This is a genomic window from Kitasatospora sp. NPDC048298 (assembly GCF_043201465.1).
GTDB lineage: Bacteria > Actinomycetota > Actinomycetes > Streptomycetales > Streptomycetaceae > Kitasatospora.
This window is the reverse complement of the sequence record NZ_JBICYZ010000115.1, coordinates 1-19178: the sequence shown is the minus strand read 5'-3', so window position 1 is coordinate 19178 and position 19178 is coordinate 1. Positions and strand designations below refer to the sequence as shown.

The following is a 19178-nucleotide window of genomic DNA, read 5'->3' as shown; positions in this document are numbered from 1 at the left end:
GTCAGCTGACAGTAGACCGCCCCGCCACTCACGATCAAGGCTTCCTGTGTGGGCCCGCCAGTCCCGCCGATCAGCTGACGGCCTGTTGTTCGGCGCGGGCGCGGGTGGTGGCGAGGCGGTAGGAGTCGGTGCCGGTCTCGATGATGTTGCCGCCGAAGGTGAGGCGGTCGACGATGGCCGCGCAGAGACGGGGGTCGGTGAAGGTCTTGGTCCAGCGTGCGCCGCGTGGCGCTTCGTTGTATCCCCGACGCAGTCGGGATGAACTTGGAGGGGGGTTCTTGGGTCACCGAGCTCGCTTGAGCACGAAAGCGTAAGAGGACAGCAACATGCTCGGAAAGCGGTGTCCATTCGAAGGCGTTCAGAATGGGGTGCCGCAAGACCCGCGTGATATGGCTAAGGCTTGATTGCTTGAAGCCTAATTCCCAGTGGCGCACAAGACACCCGTCGAAACAACGCCTGAGTTCGACGTCACATCATGCCTTGGTCGCGGTTGGAGATCGAGGCAACCTCCATGGCGTGAACGCCATTCAGCGAGGATGGCCAAGGGGATGAGTGGGCAGCCTACGTCGCGCTCGACACGTACAACGAAGACGTACCGCAGGATCGCCTACGGGGCGCGAGCCCTACGGCGACGGAGTGTCCGTACTAGTCGCAGGAGTAACGACCTGCCAGGGAGGCCGGGAAAGCCGGTTGCAGGGCAAAGGGACACAGGTGAATGAGACGTTCAGCGAAGGGAGGTATGCGTAATGCAAAGCGCCACAACGGTGCTGGACGTCATCCGGGAACGCGGCAGAAAGGGTTTGCCGTTAGAGAGGTTATATAGGAATCTGTTCAACCCGCAGTTGTTCCTGATGACTTACGGCCGAATCTACTCCAACAAGGGGTCGATGACCCCCGGAGTCACCGGGGAAACCATGGACGGCATGTCTCTGGATAAAATCCATGCGATCATTGGCGAGTTACGCGCCGAGTCGTACCGCTGGGCTCCAGCCAGGCGGACGTACATCCCGAAGAAGAATGGGAAGAAACGCCCGCTCGGACTGCCGACATGGTCGGACAAGTTGGTTGCGGAGGTAGTCCGCCTCCTGCTGGAGGCGTACTACGACGTCCAGTTCTCCGACCGCTCCCACGGTTTTCGCCCCGGCCGAGGCTGCCACATAGCATTGAACGAGGTGGTGGAGACTTGGAAAGGAACTCACTGGTTCATCGAAGGGGACATCTCCGATTGCTTCGGCAGCCTGGATCACGAGGTCATGCTCGGGACCCTGACGGAGAAGATCCACGATGGCCGGCTTCTGCAACTGATCCGTCGGATGCTTAAGGCTGGGTACCTGGAGGACTGGCGGTGGAATGCCACGCTGAGTGGTGCACCGCAGGGCGGGGTAGCGTCGCCGATCCTGTCCAACATCTACCTGGACCGGCTTGATCAGTTCGTTGAAAAGCAGTTGTTGCCGGACTACAACCGGGGCAGGTTGCGTCGACGGAACCTGGAGTACGGCCGTATTGGAGCACGGATCAAGCGGGCAGGCCGACGTGGGGATCAGGAAGTGGTGCGCTCGCTTCGGCAGGTGCAACGGAGCCTCCCGAGCGCCGATCCGAATGATCCGGGCTACCGACGGTTGCGCTACGTCAGATACGCCGACGACTGGCTGCTCGGGTTCGCCGGGCCGAAGCACGAAGCCGTTGAGGTCAAGGAACGGATGAGGGATTTCCTGCGGGATGAACTCAAGCTGGAACTCTCCGAGTCGAAAACCTTGATCACGCACGCCGTCAGCCAGCCGGCGCGCTTCCTCGGCTACGAATTGAAAGCCCAGATTGCCGACACGAAGATCACTCGTGGGCGTCGAGCAGTGAATGGTCACATTGGCCTCTTCGTCCCACGGCAAGTAATCCGACAGCGATGCATGTTTGGGGCGCGTTCTGGCCGGTCCGTACGGCGGCGGCCCTTCGCGCTCCAGGCTGGCGACCCTTGCCGCCCGCCCGCTCGGCGGCACCGAGCGGGCGGACGGCAAGGGTCGCCAGCCGCCGATGGCCGTCACCCCCGCTGGGTGACGGCCACCGAACAGGGCTCACACCGTGGTCACTAGCACGACCACGGCGTGGTGACGTGGCCCGTCACGGTGTCCACCGCCACCGTCCTGCCCTCGCTGGGAATGCAGAAGTAGTAGGTGGGATGCGGGTTCTGCACGACGGGCTCATTGAGGTACAGGGGCTTGAACGCGCCGGTGTGCCCGGCCTTGACGGCCAGATCGTGGGCCTGAACCTCCGTCATGGTGAACGGGGAGATGGCCTGGATCCCGATCGGGACGCTCCACGGCTGCGTGCTCTGGTACTGACCGGTGGTCGAGTACTTGTACTCGAAGGACGGCTCCGAGCCCTTGGCCCGGAAGCGGATCCACCAGGCCTGGACGTCATTGGGGTTGGTCGTGGGTGTCAGCAGGACGGCGTCCGCGTCGTAGAACTGCGAGCCGGGGTGCTCCTGCTGCGCCTTCACCTTGGCCTCCCGCACGATCTGTGTGAGCGGGAGGTGGGGTGCCGCGCTGGCGGTGGACGGGGCGATCGGCAGCAGCGACAGGGCCGTGGCGGTCGCGGCGAGCCCGATCCGTGCCCGAAGGCGGCGGCGTGATGTCCGGCACCCGTTCAGTGCGGGTGTCGCGGGCGTGCGGGCGGTGCGCGTGGTGTTCATGTCCTTCATCTCCTTCGACCCGGACCCTGCGTGGTCACGGTGGAAGTAGACTGCCGGGTTCGGCGTGAGCGGTGGCCGACGGGCGAGAGGTCCTCGGTCGGGCTCCGCGGGGATGCAGCCTCCCGGGGTCCAACGGTAGGAAGGTCTCCGGGCGCCGTCTCCTGGCCGTCATCCTCGCTGAGCCGAACAGGCGAACCTCTCACCCGGAGCGATGCCCGTCCGGGGTTTCGCCGCGCGGTCCCGGCCGGTGGGCCCGATCCTGTGCCGCTCCTTGATCATCGCTGACTGTTATAGGGTGGTGACAATCCGCGCACAACCGATGCGGTGAGTGGGAGCGTCCCTACAGATGACAGTGCCCGAACCACACGGACCGTGTCCTCGGGCCGAACGACCACGTCCCCCTGAAAGGGGTGCACTCGTGATCGTCTCCAAGCGGAACTCCCTGCGCCTGGCCTCCGTGGCCGTCCTCGGCGTGCTCGTCCTCGGGACGGCGGGCACCGCCATGGCCGCCGTCACCCCGGCCGCCTCCACCACGTCCGCCTCCGCCCCCGCCGCGCCCGCCGGCATCACCGCCAAGCCGTCGGTCTCGTCCGTGGCTGAGCACATCCACGCGTACGCCGACACCCTCGGGGGGTTCGGTGTTCGACACGAGTGACATCGCGGTCTTCCTCGGCCTGGACGTCGGCAAGGGCGACCACCACGGCCACGGCCTCACCACCGCCGGCAAGACCGTCTTCGACAAGCGACTGCCCAACAGCGAACCGAAACTGCGGGCCGTCTTCGACAAGCTCACCGCCAAGTTCGGCCGCGTCCTGGTCATCGTCGATCAGCCCGCCTCGATCGGTGCCCTGCCACTCGCCGTGGCCCGCGACGCCGGCTGCGAGGTCGCCTACCTGCCCGGCCTGGCCATGCGCCGCATCGCCGACCTCTACCCCGGCGAAGCCAAGACCGACGCCCGCGACGCCCATGTGATCGCGGACGCCGCCCGCACCATGCCCCACACCCTGCGCGCCCTCGAACGTGCCGACGAGACCGCAGCCCAGCTCACCGTCCTGACCGGCTTCGACCAGGACCTCGCCGCCGAGGCCACCCGCACCAGCAACCGCCTGCGCGGCCTGCTCACCCAGTTCCACCCCTCCCTCGAACGTGTCCTCGGCCCGCGCCTGGACCACCCCGCCGTTACACACCTACTCGAACAGCCCGGCTCCCCGGCCACCTTGCGCAAAGCCGGCCGACGAAGACTTGTGACCCTGATACGGCCCAAGGCCCCGCGCATGGCCGAACGCCTGGTTGACGAGATCTTCGACGCGCTCGACGAACAGACCGTCGTCGTCCCGGGCACCACCACCCTGGACATGGTGGTGCCCTCCCTGGCCCGCTCGCTCGCCGCCGTCCACGAACAGCGGCGCGCCGTCGAAACCCAGATCGGCGAACTGCTGGAGGCCCACCCTCTTTCCAAGGTCCTGACCTCGATGCCCGGAGTCGGGGTCAGGACCGCCGCCACCCTGCTGGTCACCGTCGGCGACGGCACCAGCTTCCCTACGGCCGCCCACCTAGCCTCCTACGCCGGCCTCGCCCCGGCGACCAGGTCCTCTGGGTCCTCCATCCACGGCGAACACGCCCCCAGGACCGGCAACCGGCTTCTCAAACGAGCCATGTTCCTCTCCGCGTTCGCGGCCCTGCACGACCCCGACTCCCGGACCTACTACGACCGGCAGCGAGACCGCGGCAAGACCCACACCCAGGCACTCCTCCGCCTCGCCCGCCAACGCATCAGCGTCCTGTTCGCCGTGCTCCGAGACGGCACCCTCTACGAGACCCGCACCCCCGAATCCGCGCCAGCATGACCCGCGCAGCCTTGACGAAGGACATCGAGGCACCCCCCCCGGAGGCGTTCACCTCCGTTGACCCGCGACTCAGCGCCCTGACCCGGTTCTTCCGGTCAAAACGCTTTCGGCTCGTCGGGTGCGGCCGAGCCGTCCCGGTCGATCTCCGGGCGGGGAGGAGACCCTTCGAGTGAAGAACCGGGGCAAGGCCGCCTGATTGGCGGTTCGCTGGCTGCCGGGGAGTTTTCCAGACCATACGTTCAACTCCGGCGCTCACGGCGGCGGCACTCGTGGGCAGAGTTCGTCCGCACCTGCCACAGACCACGAAGCCAGGAGGAACAGTCATGCGCCTGACCCGCTGTGCTCTCGTTGCCGCATCGGTGGCGGCTTCCGTCTCGGCCTTCGGCCTGCCCCTCTTCCTCATGGACCGGACGTCCCACGGTTCCGATGCCACGCGGGTCCGCATGGTCGGATCCTCCGGCACGTCGCTGAGCAGGGCCGAATCGTCCTGGCCACTCTCCACGAATCCGGGCCCGCAGGAATCAGTGCGCCCCTGTCACAGCTACGGCGGCCCCTACTGCGTTTGGGTGGGAGAATACTGGGGCGGCTGTGACCGGGAGTGGGGACTGAGCTTCGGAATCAAGAACCCCAACTTGATCTGCCCCCACGACCCCCGCCCGAGTTCCTCGGCCACGTCGGAACCCTCCGCAAGCAGCAGTCCCTCCTGACCGGTTCCGCCGGGAGGGCGGCCGTTCGGTGTCGCTACGGCTGGGTCGGCGGCACATCGGGCTCCTGATCCGATGTGCCGTCAGGGGTCGAAGGTGCTGCCGGTCCCTGTTCCGGCCGAGTGGCACGCTGCCGGCGGCGGCGGTTAAGCCAGGCCGCAGCCAGCGCTCCCAGAACCATCAGCAAGCCGCCGGCCGCGATCCCGATGCGCTTCGCGCCCAGGCGGCCAACGCTCCCACCGCCAGCCGCGCCATCGGGCGGAGGAGCCAGGCTGGTGCCGCCGGGGGCGGGAGCATCCGGCGCGGGCTGGCCGTTGGGCCCATGGTCCCCTCCCTGGGGCGACGGGGCGCCGGACGGGTCACTCCCCTCGGCAGCCACACCATCGTGCGGACGGGCGTGGTCATCGCGGTCACCGTCGTCGTGGTGACCGTGGTCGTCGTCGTAGTAGTCGTCGACGCAGCGGGCGCCTGCGAACGGGAAGACCCGCTCGTGGCGGTCGAAGGCCTTCACCACGAAGACCGGGTGTTCCCTGAAGAAGCCACGGATCTGAAACTCGTACTGGCTGCTGGTCTGGGTGGGATAATTTACGTTCAAATACGTTGAAACGGAAAAATTGTCCCACGGTGCCTCCGGCGACGAGGACGAAGACGACGGACTCCCCTGGAGAACGAGAGCCTCCGGCCCACGCCGGCTGTTGGTCAGAATCGCCCTGAGGGTTCGGTCGATGAGCACGACGCGGCGGGCGCTGAAGCAGTGGCGCCAGGGACTGTAGTGATGGCGGCGCCCCTCCCCATTCCCTTCTCCTGCCCCTTCCCCGTCCTCTTCCCGGGGCCATGAGGAGTCGGGCGCGTGCAGTGTGGACGCCTGCGCGGCGACGCCTGCAGGCGCAGGAGCAAGAGCGATGGCCACACCGGCCAGGGACGCTGCAACCCAGGGTCGAAGAATCATCAGATGACCTCCAGCGGTGACGGACGCGGGCAACCGCCGGCCGGGCGATACAGTCGAGTGTCAGAAGAAGTTAAGAGGGCTCGACTCGTCACACCGTGAACATTCTCGGGAAGCCGCACCCTTGTCACTCAGCCGCAGCAGTTTCATGCCCCGACCGGCCGGGACTTCGAGGCCCTGGCCGGCGGCACAGTCACCGACGATCCACTGGCGGTATGTCGAGGAGAGCCGTGAGGGTGAAGACCAGGCCGGAGTGCAGCGGGCTGTAGCCGAAGCCGGTCTGCACGGTGAGGCTGATGACGAAGACGAAGCCGGCGAGGAAGGCCATGAAGGCGGCGTTGACGGCCAGCCCGGTGCGGAAGACCCGACCGCGGAGCAGTTCCGGGTCGAGCAGCGGCTGTCCGCCGCGGGCGGCGAGCCGGCCCTCCCAGCGCAGGGCGGCGAGGAAGGCGGGCACGGCGGCGGCGAGCATCGCCCAGGCCCAGAGCGGCCAGCCGGCCTCCCGGCCGAGGACGAGCGGGACGAGGGCCAGGGCGAGCGAGCCGGAGACCGCGAGCACGCCGATGCCGTCGAGGGCGGGGCGGCGGCCGGTGGTGGTGCGCGGCAGGGTTCGCGCACTGATTCACTCCGCCGGGATCGTGGCCGCGATGAGCCACCTGCGGAAGCAGGTCCCGCGGCTGAGACTGCGGGATGCAAGCGCAGGCGCACCGCGAGAGCACGACGTCGAGGATGCGCAGCATCCGGGCCCCGCCCCGGCCCGCCAACACGACGCCGACCGCCTTGACCAGGTGCTGCAGCAGCGGCGTCCGTCGCTGGTACCGCACCGTCAGTCCAGGTACCCGGTCGGCGCAGGTCACCTTCGGACAGGCCAGGTGGTCGCAGTACAGACGTCGTACAGTCAGGTCGATCTGAACCGGCCGACCGCCGACCGTGGCGTCGGCCAGCAGCCGCACGTAGCGGCGCTGGCCCCACTCGCTCAACACTCCACAGCCCGTACACGCCGCCGGACCGCCGGACCGGGTGCGGGCGCGGATCGCTACGACAGCACCGAAGACCTCGACCGAGACAACCAGCACATTGGCCAGGTGCGGTGACAGCGCCGTCAGTTCAACATGACACAGTCAGAGGTTGCCCACTGGCAAACCAGCAGACCGCCGCTCCGGGATGATCTCTGCCTACGAAAACCTTGCCAGAGCCACATTCACCTGTATGCCGACAGCAGGTGCTGATGCACGTGGGCGGCGGCCTCGAAGCCGTGTCGCGCCCGCTTCCGGCGGGCCGGGATCGCTCCCGTGCTCCGGACGGTGCTGTCACCACTCGCCGCGGTGGCCGATCACCCGGAAGCTGCCCACGACGCCCTCGCAATCGAAGGCGCCACCGAAATGGGACTCGTCCTCGTCGAAGTGGCGGGCCGCCACGCCGTTGGTGGAGCTGTGGGGGCCCACGATGGCGACCGGACCACCGTGGTCGCAGTTGAAGCCGCGGAAGACCTCGATGGTCTTCCAGCTGTCGTTGAAAACGTTGAAACTGGTGGCACCCAGGCCGCTGGCCGTGGTGATGCAGCCCTCGGTGTGGGCGGAGAACGTTCGTTCGTTGAAGAAGATCCTTCCCTCCTTGTGGCGGTGTCCGCGTTCGCCGCCCTCGCCGCGTCCGCCACCCTCGTGGCCGCGTCCGCCGCCCTCGCCGCGTCCGCCACCCTCGTGGCCGCGTCCGCCGCCCTCGCCGCGTCCGCCATCCTCGTGGCCGCGTTCGCCGCCCTCGCCGCGTCCGCCACCCTCGTGGCCGCGTCCGCCGCCCTCGCCGCGTCCGCCGCCCTCGCCGCGTCCGCCACCCTCGTGGCCGCGGTTGTCGTTCTTCTCTCCGCCTGCGTTGCCGCCACCAGGGGCGGCCGCGGCCGGGGCGGCTTGTTGGACAGGCTGGGCCGCAGGCTGGGCCGCAGGCTGGGCCGCAGGCTGGGCCGCAGGCTGGGCCGCAGGCTGGGCCGCAGGCTGGACGGGCAGGGGCGCTGGGTTGGATGCGGGGGACGAGGCGTAGGTGATGCCGGTGGCTGCAAGGACCGTCGTGCCTATGCCGGCAGCGGTCAAAGTTAGTGCGCGCGTGAACATGTCACTTCTCTCTGTCGCGCGGACGCCGACCAGGCGCCCGATCTGCGATGAACGTAATGAGAGCTCTTATGGCTGGCACTTCGGACATGTCCAAGGTGTGACGCCATGGGGCCAGCCAGGTGGAATTGCGGCACGTTTCGCATACCGATCAAAGATCTGTGGCCTGGTGGATCACGGCCCCTTGGAAAGCGACGCGCGGTTCTGAGTGGCGGTCAGCGCACCGTGATCCGTCCCGGACAAGCGCTCGACAGCCCAGCGCTTCGCCAGATCGGGACCAGGACAGCGATCGGGCGAGGGCGATCGCCCGGGTGGCCTACCGCCCCGGCGCAGCCCCGTTGCCTTCTTCGTGGCCCTGAAACGGGGCTCCTGGTCTCCTGGCCCCGTGCCCGTCTGACCCACGCAACCTTGACGAAGGGCATAGAGGCACCCCCCCGGCCGGGGCATCGCCATGCGTGCCCCCTTTGAGGTCCGCACGGCTCCTACCGACCCGCGTGCCGGCCCGGGCCCTGCCGTCCTCGGGGCGACGCCAACTGCCCTCGCCTCCTACGGTCTGCGGCGTTCCGTTGCCGACAGACCGAGGAGCCGACATGGTCGGGATCGACCTGGACGCCGCCCGTGAGCGCCGTCTGGCCGCTGCTGCCGAGAAGGCCCGTGCTGCCAAGGCCGAGTACACGGTTGGGGAGGAACCGCTGATCTTCGGCGGCGCCACCGTGGCGATGCTGCCGGCCGAGCTGCCGCTCGCGGTGTGGGAGCCGCTGGTCGGCATCCCGTACCTGCCGCTGCTGCTGCGTTCCCTGGTGGAAGCCGCGCAGGCACAGGGGGACCAGCAGACCGAGGCCGCGAGCCTGATCGTGGACGTGCTCGTCTCGGAGCCGAGCCTGCCGTCCGACCTGCTCGCCGCGGCCGCCGAGATGGGCCGCCGCCTGCTCGGGCAGGACGGGTTCGCCCGGCTGATGGAGCAGCGTCCCAGCCACCCGGACATCTTCGAGCTGGTGCGCGCCGTCTGGGCGAAGTACTTCCCGGGTGGCAGCCTGGGGGAACTCATGGGGCCGTCCGGATCGCCTTCGAGCGGTGGGACGACCTCGAAGCCGATTTCCAGCGGTACTACCAGCTCGACGCCCGCGGTGTCTGGCGACGGCCCGGTGACCCTGGATTCGTCGGCACCCGACGCCTTCTGACCCTGATGCGGGGGCTGCCTGCCGAGGCCCTGCTGCGCCGGGACGGGGCGGAGATCGGCGCGGACCGCTGGGGCCTGACACAGGAGCTGCTGGCCCAGCTGGTCGAGCTGGTGTCGGTGCTGGCGGCGGAGCACCGCCTGCGCCGCCCGGTCGAGCTGCCGCGCCCGGCCTACCTGAGCGCCGGCCGCAGGCCCGAGCGGGACGGCACGGGTATGGCACGGGCGGTCGCCGTGCTGCGTCGCAGCGGGAAGGCGGCCGGTCGTGGCTGAGGAGATCGACTCCGGCCGCCTCGTCGTCGAGGTCGTCGCCGACTCGTCGGGGTTCGCGACGGACGCGAAGACCCGGGTCGACGCGGCGGTGCGCAACCTGCGGGCCAGGATTCGGCTGGACCCGGACGCCTCCGGGCTGCGCGAGCGCGTCGAAGCCGCCACGCAGGCCGCCCGCGCCCGCATCAAGGTCGCCGTCGACCCGGATACCTCCGGGCTGGCGGAGAAGGTGCGGGCGGCGACCGCCCGCGTCGCGTACGTGCGGGTCGGGGTCGGCCTGGACACCGGCAACCTGCGTGCGCGCGTTCGGGCCGCCGCCGAGGCGGCTGCGGCGACTGCCACCACCTCGGCGCGCTGCCCCGCGGAGTGCCGGACTGGGTCGGCAGCCTGCGCCAGGAGGCACACGGTCGACGCCGTCGCCCCCGCCGTGGTGAAGGCGAAGTTCGCCGAAGCGCTGTACGAGGGCCGCGAGGAGAAGGCCTCCGCCGCCTACCCGCTGGGCCGCCTCGGCGTCCCGGAGGACGTCGCGGGCGCGGTCGCCTTCCTGCTCTCCCCCGACGCCGGCTGGATCACCGGCCAGACCCTGGTCGTCGACGGCGGGGTCACTCCCGGCGGTGGGATGTGACGCGGTGGGCCGGGTGGAGTCGACCGTCCCCGTCGATTCCACCCGGCCCACCGCGCCGTCACGGCCCGGTCGTCGAGCGGGCCTCAGAGGCCCAGTTCGCGAGCGATGATGTTGTGCTGGATGTCGGACGTCCCCGAGTAGAGCAACGACCCGACGGCGTCCCTGAGCTGCCATGACTCGGGGTTGGCGGACAGGTAGCCCTTCGCCCCCTGGAGACGCACGGCGTCGAGCGAGGACTGGACGTACGCCTCGGAGACGTACAGCTTGGCGACGGCTGCCTCCAGGGTGGCGTCCTTGCCCTCGTCCTTGAGCACGCCGATCCGCTGGACGAGTGCGCGCGCGGCGTCGAGCCGGACCTTCATCTCGGCGATGCGGTGGGATACGGCCTGGAACTTCCCGATCGGCTCGCCGAACTGCTGCCGCCGGCGGGCGTGTTGGACGGCGTTCTCCACCTGGCGGCGCATCACGCCCAGGCATGCCGCCAGGATGGAGCCGCGCTCGTACTCCATGGCGCTCTCGAAGACCCAGCTTCCGCGGCCGGGCCGCCCCAGCACGGCGCTGTCGGGCACCCAGCACTGCTTCAGGTCCACACGACCCATCGCCGCGGTGCGCAGCCCCATCTTGTCGAAGGCGGGGCTGCGTTCCAGGCCGGGGGTGTCGGCGTCCACGAGGAAGGCGGTGATCCCGAGCGGTCCGGCCTCTTCGTCGAGGGTGGCGTAGATGACGAGGAGGTCGGCCACCGGGGCACTGGTGATGTACGTCTTGGTGCCGTCGAGGAAGTAGCCGCCGCCGTCGGCGGGTCGCGCGGTCGTCTTCATCGCGTAGACGTCCGAGCCCGCCTCCGGCTCGGTCGAGGCGTTGGCCCCGATCAGCGTTCCGTCGGCCAGCCCGGGCAGGTAGCGTTCCCGCTGCGCCTGGGTGCCGTACAGCACCAGCGGGACCATGGTGGTCCAGAGGTGGGCGTTGAGCGAGAAAAGCAGGCCCTGGTCGTCGCTCCCGTAGCCGAGCCCCTCCATGACCGCGATCAGGTCGCTGAGCCGGGGCATCGACTCGCCCTCGTCCGGGATCGCCATCTTCAGCAGACCGAATTCGGCGCACAGCTTCCAGGCGGCCCGGTCGAAGACCCCGTCCCGGTTGCGGCCGGGGATGTCGTCGTTCAGATTCTGGCGGGCGAAGTCCGCAGCACGTTCGAAGAGTTCCCGTTGTCGCTCGTCGGTTCCGCTTGGCACAGGCCCTCCAGATGACGGTAGTCGGTCTTTCCTGTGGACGTGCGGGGCAGCTCCTCCAGGGCCTGGAACCGGTCGGGGAGCATGTACCGGGGCAGGTACCCCTGGGTGTAGCGCTTCAGGTCCGGTGCCGACGGCGCCCCGGTGGGAGCGACGATGAACGCGGTGATGACGCACTGGCCGTCGCTCTCGGTGCTGACCACGGCCGCGTCGCTCAGGTCCGGGTGGGCCGCCAGGGCCTTCTCGATCTCGTCGAGCTCGATCCGGTAGCCGTGGCGCTTGACCATCCGGTCACGCCGACCCCGGAAGACGAAGACGCCCCCCTCCCGCCGGACGACGTCGCCGGTGTCGTACCAGAGGCGCCCGTCGGCGGTGGTGAAGTGCGACGCCGCCTGCACCGGCCGTCCGTCGCGCCAGTACCCCGGGAAGACCGAGGGGCCGGCGATCGCGAGGAACCCCTCCTCCCCGTCGACGGGGTTGTGGTCCTCGTCGACGAGCAGCGCGTCGCAGTGGGAGCACGGCGCACCGATGGGGTACTGGTCGTGGCGGTCGTCGGGGACCTCGTCGGGGATGGGGTGGTAGGTGCAGACGTTGGTCTCGGTGGGCCCGTAGAGGTTGAAGTAGTCGGGGCCCGACCAGGTCTGCTTGATGCGGCGCAGTTTCGCCGGGGGGAAGGGCTCGCCCGCGAAGAGGACGAGCCGGAGGTCCGCGAGGGCCGGCGGGGCGGGTTCCATCGCACCGATCGCGCCGAGGATGGCCGGGGCCGAGTACCAGATGGTGATCCTGCGCGACGAGACGAATCTCGCGAGGTGGCGCGGGCTGGCCGCGAGGTCGGTGTCGATGAGGTGGACGCCGGCACCGTTGCGCAGCGCGGCGTAGACGTCGAAGACGGACAGGTCGAAGTGGAACGGCGCGTGGCCGGACAGCCGGTCGGCTTCGGTGACGGCGAAGGCGGCCGAGGCCCATTCGACGAAGCTGACGGCGTTGCGGTGGGTGATGGCCACGCCCTTGGGGGTTCCGGTGGAGCCGGATGTGTAGAGCAGGTAGGCCAGTCGGTCGGGATCGGGCTCGACCCGCGGGGCGTCCTTCTCGTCCGCCGCGAGGACATCGGCCCACACCGCGTGGGGTGTGTCGGACGGTTCCTGTGCGCCGGGGGCCAGCAGGATTGGCGTCAGGTGCGGTTGGGCGGCCGTCCGGTCGAGGCGCAGAAGGGCGTCCCGTGTGGTGAAGACGACACGGACCGCGCAGTCGGAGAGGATCTTGGCCGCGCGTTCGGCGGGGCCGTTCGCGTCGATGGGGACGTAGGCGGCGCCGGCGCGCAGCGTGCCGAGCATGACGGCGACCGTCTCGGGGGACTTGGGCAGCAGCAGGCCCACGCGGTCGCCCGGCCCCACGCCGTGGCGTGACAGGTAGGCCGCGACCTTGGCGGACAGGCGGTGGAGCTCCCGGAAGGTGATGCCGCGTCCGTCGCTGCCGACGACGGCTTCGCCGTCCGGGAGGCGCTCGGCGGTGCGGTCGAGGTACTGGTCGAGGGAGTCCGGCGCTACGGTCGGATCAGCCTTCATTACCGGCGCCCCCGACGCGCACCTCGACGTACTCGACGATGTGGGCGACGGTCTTGAAGTACTCGCGCGGGTGGCTGACGCCGACCTCGATGTCGAAGGTGGTCTCCAGGAACGTGACCAGCTTCATGATGCCTATGGAGTCCAGGACGCCGCTCTCCACGAGTTCGAGATCGTCGGGCAGCGCGCTCGGGTCGGTGTCCTTGATGATGTTCGCCAGGATGTAGGCGTGGATGCTGTCGTGGATGTCGCTCACAGTGGTCTCCGTGTGTCGGTGTGCTGACGCGAGGGCGTGTTGGCGTGTTGGCGTGTTGGCGTGTTGGCGCGATGGCGTGTCGGGGTGATGGCGTGTCGGGGTGTCCGTACTGCCGCACCGGGGATGGCGCGGAGGCAGAGGAGCCGCAGTGGGTCAGAGGCGCGGCGCGTTGAAGACGGTGGCCGGCTCCGGCTCGGGCGCGAGGATCGTGTCGGACCAGCGGAACACCGCGGCCCCGGCCTCCGCCTGGCCGCCGAAGGTGTAGAGGACGGTCAGGTCCCCCGGCTTGATGAGGCCCTGTGAGGCGGCGGTGAAGGCGTTGAACGGCATCAAGACCGGCCCGATGTTCGCGACCCGCGGGAACGTGTTGACGACCCTCTCGGAGGCGACCTTGAGTGCGCGTGCGGAGAAGTCGGCGTGCCAGGCGGTCGGGGTGTTCACGATGAAGGCGGCCACGTCGTCCCGGGTGGCGCCGGCTGCCTCGAGGGCGCCGTCGACGGTCTCCAGAAGAAACGGTTCCGCGGTGTAGCGCAAGACGTGCGCGATCGACGGGTCCACCCGGAGACGGATGCGCCGGCCGCCGGCCGTGCTGCCCGAACCGTCCTCGACCGTGTCCATCATCCAGGTGCCGCAGGTCTCGCTGGTGTTGAGCGTCTTGGCGCCCAGGAGCCCGAAGCCCTCCTCGACCTCGCCCACGACGATCGCCCCCGCGGCGTCACCGCACAGCCGGAGGGTGACGTCGTCGGCGTCGATGGCCCTCGCCAGCATCGAGGTGGCCACGACCAGGACGCGCTTCTTCAGCCCCGAGCGGACCAGCGCGCACGCGGTCAGCAGCGCGGAGAGGGATCCCGAGCAGGTGGCCTCGACGTTGAAGGCGCCGCCTCCCGTTCCCAGTTCCTTCGCGAGGTAGCCGGCGTCACCGGATCCCACCCGGTCGGGGAACATGGAGACCGCGATGAGCCCGTCGATGTCGCCCGGTTCGAGTCCCGCCGCGGTCAGCGCGCGGGTGGCCGCCTGCGCGCCGAGCGACAGGGAGGTCTCGCCCTGGGCCGCGACGCGGCGTTCCACGCTCCCGAAGAAGGGGTCGTCGATGTAGGGCTGCATGGCCGCGTCGAAGTGGTTGCGGGGCGTGGGGCCCACGCTGTCCCCCGAGGGCGTGGTGGGCGGAAGCCCCCACCAGTCGTTCGTTCGCAGGCCTTGGGGCAGGTACGTCGCCAGGGAGAGGATCCCGACGGATGTCATGACCGAACCTTTCGTTGGACGACAAGGAGCGGGTGCGGTGGTGCTGTCGGCGAGGGGAGCGTGCGGGGCACGGGGAATCCGACGGCCGGCGCCTCCCTGAACGGGACACCCCCGTGGCCGTGCCGCCACGGGCCTCGAACCACCTCCGGCGGATCGGCCGCAGGCTTCGACCGGAATTCCGCAGCCGTCGGCGGGCGCGGGTGCACCCGCCGACGAATGTTTCAAGGGGGAGGACCGGACACCGGCGACCGGAATTGCAGACGGTACCCACGGGCGTCTCGCATGCAGGATGCGGACCCCGCGCCGTGCTTACCGAGGAACTGGGCGGTCCGACCGCCGCGGGAATTCGTTCCGACTTTCCCGCAGTGATCGGGCCCCGCGTCGAAGATCCTTGCAGAAAAGTTCCCCGCGTTCAAGGCTCCCCAGTCGCTCACGAACGCAGGCGCTTTCCAGTGTGACTCCTGTGCCTGAATTGGAGACCGGTGCACTCATGAGGCCCCACGAGGGGGCGGAATACCAAAAAATACCGACCGCGCCGAAGCCCCACTTTTCGGACGTTTCCCGTCGAACAGTCCGACCACCCACCGCCGGCCTGCCGAAAAAGGCCGATCAATGGCCGGAATCAAAACGCCCCGGAAGAACCGGAACCTGCACGGTCCGCTCCGATTGAAACTCGTGGAAAACGAGGAGCTGAAGTCACTCAGAGGACCTTAAGTCCGGTTCTGGATGATCTGGTGTCGCCCGTTCGTGTGTACGGAGTCGTTCAGGCCGGCTCGCGTGTCGTGCGCATGATGCTGTTGGGGCATGGGAGGACATCACCGTCGAGGTAGTCCGCCGCAACCCCGACACCCAGAGCAAGGGCTTCGTTCCGCAACCGAAGCGGTGGGCGGTCGAGCAGGTGCGCCGTGAGGCGCTTGTTGATCTAGTGGAGGTGAAATACCTGCACCAACTCGCTGTCGCAGCAGTTGGGTTGAAGCTGAGGGCAGTCTGACCCGGGAGGTGCCGGGGAGGGCGGGAAGCAGCCCTGACAAAGCCGGGGCGGGGCCAGTACTGCCAGATGGCCGTGTGCCCGGCGAGCGAGACGGAGAGGTGTACGCGAGAAACCGGTGTGTGAAGCCTCGTAACCAATCCCACCAGCTCGAACCTGGCGGATCTGGGCTGGGAGCGGTGCACGCCCGCCTCGTTCTTTGGGCGGGCGACTTGCGCGGTGGTCATGTTCGCTGCTGCGCAAGGCCACGGTGAAGGTCTGCGGCGTAACCGTGGCGATGCCGCCGGGGTATAGCCGGGCGCCTCCTCCGACAAGCGATCACAAGTGAACACGGGAACCGTCCCGGTCCCGCCACGGGCCGCGCATCCGGCGCGGAGATCCGGGCTGGGCCCACTGTCGGCCGAACGGGTCGGGGCGGGGCGGAGCCGCTGTAGTAGTCCGAGCGCGGGAAAGCCGCGTGCATGGCGAAGGGCGGCAGTGGGATACGAGTAGAAGGGGACTGCAATGCTCGAAGACGCCGGGGTGGAGACCCCGGCCGCGCAGTACGACGCGCCGTTGGTGCGTCCGCTGCGGGTACGGGAGATGCAGACCAAGCTGCACCGCTGGGCGGCGGCCGATCCCGGCTGCCGCTTCGATGATCTCTACCACCTGGTATGCGACCGGAGGTTCCTCGCGATGGCGTGGGACCGGGTCGCCGGCAACACCGGTGCCCGCACCGCCGGCGTGGACCGGATCACGGTCCGCTCCATCGTCGAGCAGGTGGGCGTGGCAGTGTTCCTGGACGAGCTGCGCGAGCAGTTGCGGCAGCAGACGTTTCGCCCGCTGCCGGTGCGCGAACGGATGATTCCCAAGCACGGCGGGAAGCTGAGGAGCCTCGGCATCCCGACCGTGGCCGACCGCGTGGTCCAGGCGGCACTGAAACTGGTGCTGGAGCCGATCTTCGAGGCCGATTTCGAGTCGGTCTCCTACGGGTTCCGGCCCGACCGGAGGGCGCACGACGCGATCGCCGAGATCCACTTCTGGGGCACCCAAGGCTACCGCCAGGTCCTGGACGCGGACATCGAGGCGTGCTTCGACTCGATCGACCACACGGCCCTGATGGACCGGGTGCGCGCACGGGTCAAGGACAAGCGCGTGCTCGCCCTGGTCAAGGCGTTCCTGAAGGCCGGGATCCTGCGGGAGACCGGGATGATGGAGCCGTCCGAGACCGGCACCCCGCAAGGCGGGATCCTCTCCCCGTTGCTGGCCAACATCGCTCTGTCCGTGCTCGACGAGCACATGATGGGGCCGTGGAAGCCGGGCGGGACGATGTCCAGCGACTCGCGCCGCTTCACGCGGGTGGCCAAGCATCTGCCCAACTGGCGGATCGTGCGCTACGCGGACGACTTCGTCGTGCTGGTCAGGGGCGAACGTCATCACGTCGAGGCACTGAGGTCGGAGATCAGCGAGGTTCTCGCCCCGCTCGGGCTGCGCTTGTCGCAGTCCAAGACGCGCGTGGTGCACTTGGCCGACGGGTTCGACTTCCTCGGCTTCCACATCAAGTGGATGCGCAAACGGGGGACGGACAAGTGCTACGTCTACACGTTCATCGCGGACAAGCCGGTCCGCGAACTGAAGCGGAAGATCAGGGCACTGACCCACAGGAGGTCGCAGGTCCCGTTCGCCGCCGTGCTGTCGAGGATCAACCAGATCCTGCGCGGCTGGGCCAACTACTTCAAGCACGCCGTCGCCAAGCACACCTTCAATGCTCTGCGTTCGTTCGTGTGGTGGCGGGTGGTCAACATGATCACGTATCGGCGGCGCATGACGTGGACGGCCCTGCGCCGACAGTTCAAGGGCCCTCAGGGCTGGCGGCAGATCGCCCTGGACGGAGTCGAGCTGTTCAACATCGCCGCAGTGGCGGTCACCCGCTACCGCTGGCGCGGACTGAGCATCCCGACGCCGTGGACCGCATAGACCATCGATCCAGCGGCAGTACCCATGGAGAGCCGGATGCGGTGAGAGTCGCACGTCCGGTTCGGTGAGCGGCCCGGGGAGACGGAGCCGGGGAAACCCGGCCACCGCGCCCCGAGCCGACTCTCCGTCAACGGAACCCTCATGCTCCACCGGCGCCTCGCCCGTGACTACGACCACCGGCTGGACAACACCGCCTCCCGCGCCTACTGGGCCTCCACCGCCGGCATGCTCCACCGCCTCACCACCCCCAGCCCCGCCTGGCGCGACGAGGTGGGGCTGGCCGCGTGAACGTCACCGAACTCCTGCGGCTGTTGCAAGCCGAACACGACGAGACCACCGCACGCGCCGACGGCCTGCGAGAACAGATCGAGCAACTCACCCGTGCCCTGGCCGATATCGAGGCCCGCCTCGCCGAGATCGTCACCACCCGCAAGGTCATCGACAGCCTCGCCCTGCCCGACCACACACAGGCCTCCGAGGAGCCCGCCACCGTCTACCAACGCACCGTGACCACCTTCAACGAGCACCCCGGGCGGGTCTTCCAGGTCCGCGACCTCCACGAACTCCTCGGACTGCCCACCGACGAGCCCTCGATCAACGTCACCCGCTCCCGCCTGGAACGACTCGTCCGTCAAGGACTCATCGACCAACCCGGACGCGGCCACTACCAGAAACGGACTCAACGTCCTCTGATCTTGCACATGCGCAACGTAGGCGCAGAGTCAGTGGGGAAACGCAAAGTGAATTGGAAACCTACAAAACGACCCGCTACGGTCGTGTGGCGCCCACGAAGTCGGAGGCGGGCAGGTCCGCAACGGGGATGTGACTGACGACGTCGCCGGTCTTCGGTGCGGAGATCATCAATCCGTCACCGACATAGAGAGCCACGTGGTAGATGTGGCCGCCCTCCCGAATGGGCCGTTCCCGGCCGGCTGAAACACCACCCGAACATGGCCTTGACCAACCCAACCGCCCCTTAACTACGCGGCATTGCCCCACTCCCCCCAAGCCCCCATGCCCGCGTGACCGCGTGACCCCATGTCCGGATCCGTGGTCGCCCCGTCGCGGGAACAGGGACGGGCAGTAGGATCGGCGCGTTGCATCCCGCATACCGCTGGTAGGAGACTTTTCATGGCTCAGGTCACGCTGAAGGGCAACCCGGTACAGATCGGCGGCGCACTGCCCGCCACCGGCACCCAGGCTCCCGCATTCACCCTCGTCGGCGAAGGACTCGCCGACGTGTCCCTGAAGGACTTCGCCGGCAAGCGCAAGGTCCTCAACATCTTCCCCAGCGTCGACACCCCGACCTGCGCGAACTCGGTGCGCGCGTTCAACGCCAAGGCCGGCTCGCTCGACAACACCGTCGTGCTCTGCGTCTCCGCCGACCTCCCGTTCGCGCAGGCCCGGTTCTGCGGCGCCGAAGGCCTCGACAACGTCAAGACCCTCTCCACCCTGCGCGCCCGCGACTTCCACGACACCTACGGCGTGGCCATCGCCGACGGCCCCCTCGCCGGCCTCACCGCCCGCGCCGTCGTCGTCCTCGACGAGAACGACACCGTCCTCCACACCGAGCTGGTCGCGGAGATCGCCG

General features: G+C 68.8%; 17 protein-coding genes and 3 pseudogenes. 12 read left to right on the top strand and 8 right to left on the bottom strand.

The window, feature by feature from the left end; translation table 11 throughout:
* Positions 1 to 70: 70 nt before the first annotated feature.
* A pseudogene (locus tag ACGF0D_RS42520) lies at positions 71 to 214 on the bottom strand (ATP-binding protein); the annotation flags it as partial.
* A gap of 532 nt (positions 215 to 746) precedes the next feature.
* Between ACGF0D_RS42520 and ACGF0D_RS42515 the strand changes: the two are divergent.
* Positions 747 to 1940 (top strand): annotated as a pseudogene (locus ACGF0D_RS42515) (reverse transcriptase/maturase family protein); the annotation flags it as partial.
* Positions 1941 to 2083: 143 nt separating this feature from the next.
* Here the strand turns inward: ACGF0D_RS42515 and ACGF0D_RS42510 are convergent.
* On the bottom strand, positions 2084 to 2686 hold the full coding sequence (locus ACGF0D_RS42510) for a hypothetical protein (protein WP_392876900.1): 603 nt from the start codon (positions 2684 to 2686) through the stop codon (positions 2084 to 2086).
* Positions 2687 to 3104: 418 nt separating this feature from the next.
* On the opposite strand from ACGF0D_RS42510, the gene ACGF0D_RS42505 reads away from it, so the two are divergent.
* From ACGF0D_RS42505 to ACGF0D_RS42495, 3 genes are all read left to right on the top strand, one after another.
* Positions 3105 to 3341 carry a hypothetical protein gene (locus tag ACGF0D_RS42505; protein ID WP_392925687.1) on the top strand — a complete coding sequence of 79 codons (237 nt, stop codon included), beginning with the start codon at positions 3105 to 3107 and terminating at the stop codon, positions 3339 to 3341.
* Positions 3325 to 4533: an IS110 family transposase gene (locus tag ACGF0D_RS42500; RefSeq protein WP_392925685.1), complete on the top strand. Its 1209-nt coding sequence runs from the start codon at positions 3325 to 3327 to the stop codon at positions 4531 to 4533. Before ACGF0D_RS42505 ends, ACGF0D_RS42500 begins: the two co-directional genes overlap by 17 nt.
* 1101 nt (positions 4534 to 5634) lie before the next feature.
* Positions 5635 to 5841 (top strand): hypothetical protein, encoded by a 207-nt coding sequence (locus tag ACGF0D_RS42495; protein WP_392925683.1) that lies wholly within the window; start codon positions 5635 to 5637, stop codon positions 5839 to 5841.
* 535 nt (positions 5842 to 6376) lie between these two features.
* On the opposite strand, the gene ACGF0D_RS42490 is transcribed toward ACGF0D_RS42495, so the two are convergent.
* Both ACGF0D_RS42490 and ACGF0D_RS42485 read right to left on the bottom strand, forming a co-directional pair.
* Positions 6377 to 6742, bottom strand: coding sequence for a hypothetical protein (locus tag ACGF0D_RS42490; RefSeq protein ID WP_392925682.1), 366 nt, complete (start codon positions 6740 to 6742; stop codon positions 6377 to 6379).
* Between the two features lie 751 nt (positions 6743 to 7493).
* On the bottom strand, positions 7494 to 8288 hold the full coding sequence (locus tag ACGF0D_RS42485; protein WP_392925680.1) for a hypothetical protein: 795 nt from the start codon (positions 8286 to 8288) through the stop codon (positions 7494 to 7496).
* Positions 8289 to 8875: 587 nt separating this feature from the next.
* Here ACGF0D_RS42485 and ACGF0D_RS42480 point away from each other — a divergent pair.
* The 3 genes from ACGF0D_RS42480 to ACGF0D_RS42470 are packed head-to-tail and all read left to right on the top strand — an operon-like array spanning position 8876 to position 10357.
* Positions 8876 to 9466: a hypothetical protein gene (locus ACGF0D_RS42480; RefSeq protein WP_392876911.1), complete on the top strand. Its 591-nt coding sequence runs from the start codon at positions 8876 to 8878 to the stop codon at positions 9464 to 9466.
* Positions 9467 to 9471: 5 nt separating this feature from the next.
* Complete coding sequence (locus ACGF0D_RS42475; protein WP_392876913.1) at positions 9472 to 9735, top strand: hypothetical protein; 264 nt, start codon at positions 9472 to 9474, stop codon at positions 9733 to 9735.
* The gene (locus ACGF0D_RS42470; RefSeq protein ID WP_392925678.1) at positions 9728 to 10357 is read left to right on the top strand and encodes an SDR family oxidoreductase; all 630 of its coding nucleotides are present in this window, start codon (positions 9728 to 9730) and stop codon (positions 10355 to 10357) included. Before ACGF0D_RS42475 ends, ACGF0D_RS42470 begins: the two co-directional genes overlap by 8 nt.
* Positions 10358 to 10440: 83 nt before the next feature.
* Here ACGF0D_RS42470 and ACGF0D_RS42465 read toward each other — a convergent pair whose 3' ends face one another.
* The 4 genes from ACGF0D_RS42465 to ACGF0D_RS42450 all read right to left on the bottom strand — a co-directional run bounded on the left by ACGF0D_RS42465 (position 10441) and on the right by ACGF0D_RS42450 (position 14643).
* Complete coding sequence (locus tag ACGF0D_RS42465) at positions 10441 to 11586, bottom strand: acyl-CoA dehydrogenase family protein (RefSeq protein ID WP_392925676.1); 1146 nt, start codon at positions 11584 to 11586, stop codon at positions 10441 to 10443.
* Positions 11514 to 13148: an amino acid adenylation domain-containing protein gene (locus ACGF0D_RS42460; RefSeq protein WP_392925674.1), complete on the bottom strand. Its 1635-nt coding sequence runs from the start codon at positions 13146 to 13148 to the stop codon at positions 11514 to 11516. The genes ACGF0D_RS42465 and ACGF0D_RS42460 overlap by 73 nt, the downstream gene beginning before the upstream one ends.
* Positions 13138 to 13401 (bottom strand): phosphopantetheine-binding protein, encoded by a 264-nt coding sequence (locus ACGF0D_RS42455; protein WP_392876924.1) that lies wholly within the window; start codon positions 13399 to 13401, stop codon positions 13138 to 13140. The genes ACGF0D_RS42460 and ACGF0D_RS42455 overlap by 11 nt, the downstream gene beginning before the upstream one ends.
* A gap of 153 nt (positions 13402 to 13554) precedes the next feature.
* Complete coding sequence (locus ACGF0D_RS42450; RefSeq protein WP_392876927.1) at positions 13555 to 14643, bottom strand: 3-oxoacyl-ACP synthase III family protein; 1089 nt, start codon at positions 14641 to 14643, stop codon at positions 13555 to 13557.
* A gap of 799 nt (positions 14644 to 15442) precedes the next feature.
* Between ACGF0D_RS42450 and ACGF0D_RS42445 the strand changes: the two are divergent.
* The 5 genes and pseudogenes from ACGF0D_RS42445 to tpx form a co-directional block, all read left to right on the top strand.
* Positions 15443 to 15541, top strand: a pseudogene (locus ACGF0D_RS42445) (IS5/IS1182 family transposase); the annotation flags it as partial.
* Between the two features lie 594 nt (positions 15542 to 16135).
* Entirely contained in the window at positions 16136 to 17587 is a 1452-nt protein-coding gene (ltrA, locus tag ACGF0D_RS42440; protein ID WP_392925672.1) for a group II intron reverse transcriptase/maturase, read from the top strand.
* 141 nt (positions 17588 to 17728) lie between these two features.
* The gene (locus ACGF0D_RS42435; RefSeq protein ID WP_392876929.1) at positions 17729 to 17875 is read left to right on the top strand and encodes a hypothetical protein; all 147 of its coding nucleotides are present in this window, start codon (positions 17729 to 17731) and stop codon (positions 17873 to 17875) included.
* On the top strand, positions 17872 to 18417 hold the full coding sequence (locus tag ACGF0D_RS42430) for a hypothetical protein (protein WP_392925670.1): 546 nt from the start codon (positions 17872 to 17874) through the stop codon (positions 18415 to 18417). The genes ACGF0D_RS42435 and ACGF0D_RS42430 overlap by 4 nt, the downstream gene beginning before the upstream one ends.
* A 301-nt stretch (positions 18418 to 18718) precedes the next feature.
* A partial coding sequence (gene tpx / locus ACGF0D_RS42425; RefSeq protein ID WP_392925668.1) for a thiol peroxidase occupies positions 18719 to 19178 on the top strand: 460 nt, incomplete at its 3' end.

Coding starts and splice junctions, on each gene's coding strand:
- ACGF0D_RS42450 (WP_392876927.1), bottom strand. CDS start 14,643: ATGACATCCGTCGGGATCCTCTCCCTGGCGACGTACCTGCCCCAAGGC.
- ACGF0D_RS42510 (WP_392876900.1), bottom strand. CDS start 2,686: ATGAACACCACGCGCACCGCCCGCACGCCCGCGACACCCGCACTGAAC.
- ACGF0D_RS42480 (WP_392876911.1), top strand. CDS start 8,876: ATGGTCGGGATCGACCTGGACGCCGCCCGTGAGCGCCGTCTGGCCGCT.
- ACGF0D_RS42460 (WP_392925674.1), bottom strand. CDS start 13,148: ATGAAGGCTGATCCGACCGTAGCGCCGGACTCCCTCGACCAGTACCTC.
- ACGF0D_RS42435 (WP_392876929.1), top strand. CDS start 17,729: ATGCTCCACCGGCGCCTCGCCCGTGACTACGACCACCGGCTGGACAAC.
- ltrA (WP_392925672.1), top strand. CDS start 16,136: ATGCTCGAAGACGCCGGGGTGGAGACCCCGGCCGCGCAGTACGACGCG.
- ACGF0D_RS42475 (WP_392876913.1), top strand. CDS start 9,472: ATGCGGGGGCTGCCTGCCGAGGCCCTGCTGCGCCGGGACGGGGCGGAG.
- ACGF0D_RS42485 (WP_392925680.1), bottom strand. CDS start 8,288: ATGTTCACGCGCGCACTAACTTTGACCGCTGCCGGCATAGGCACGACG.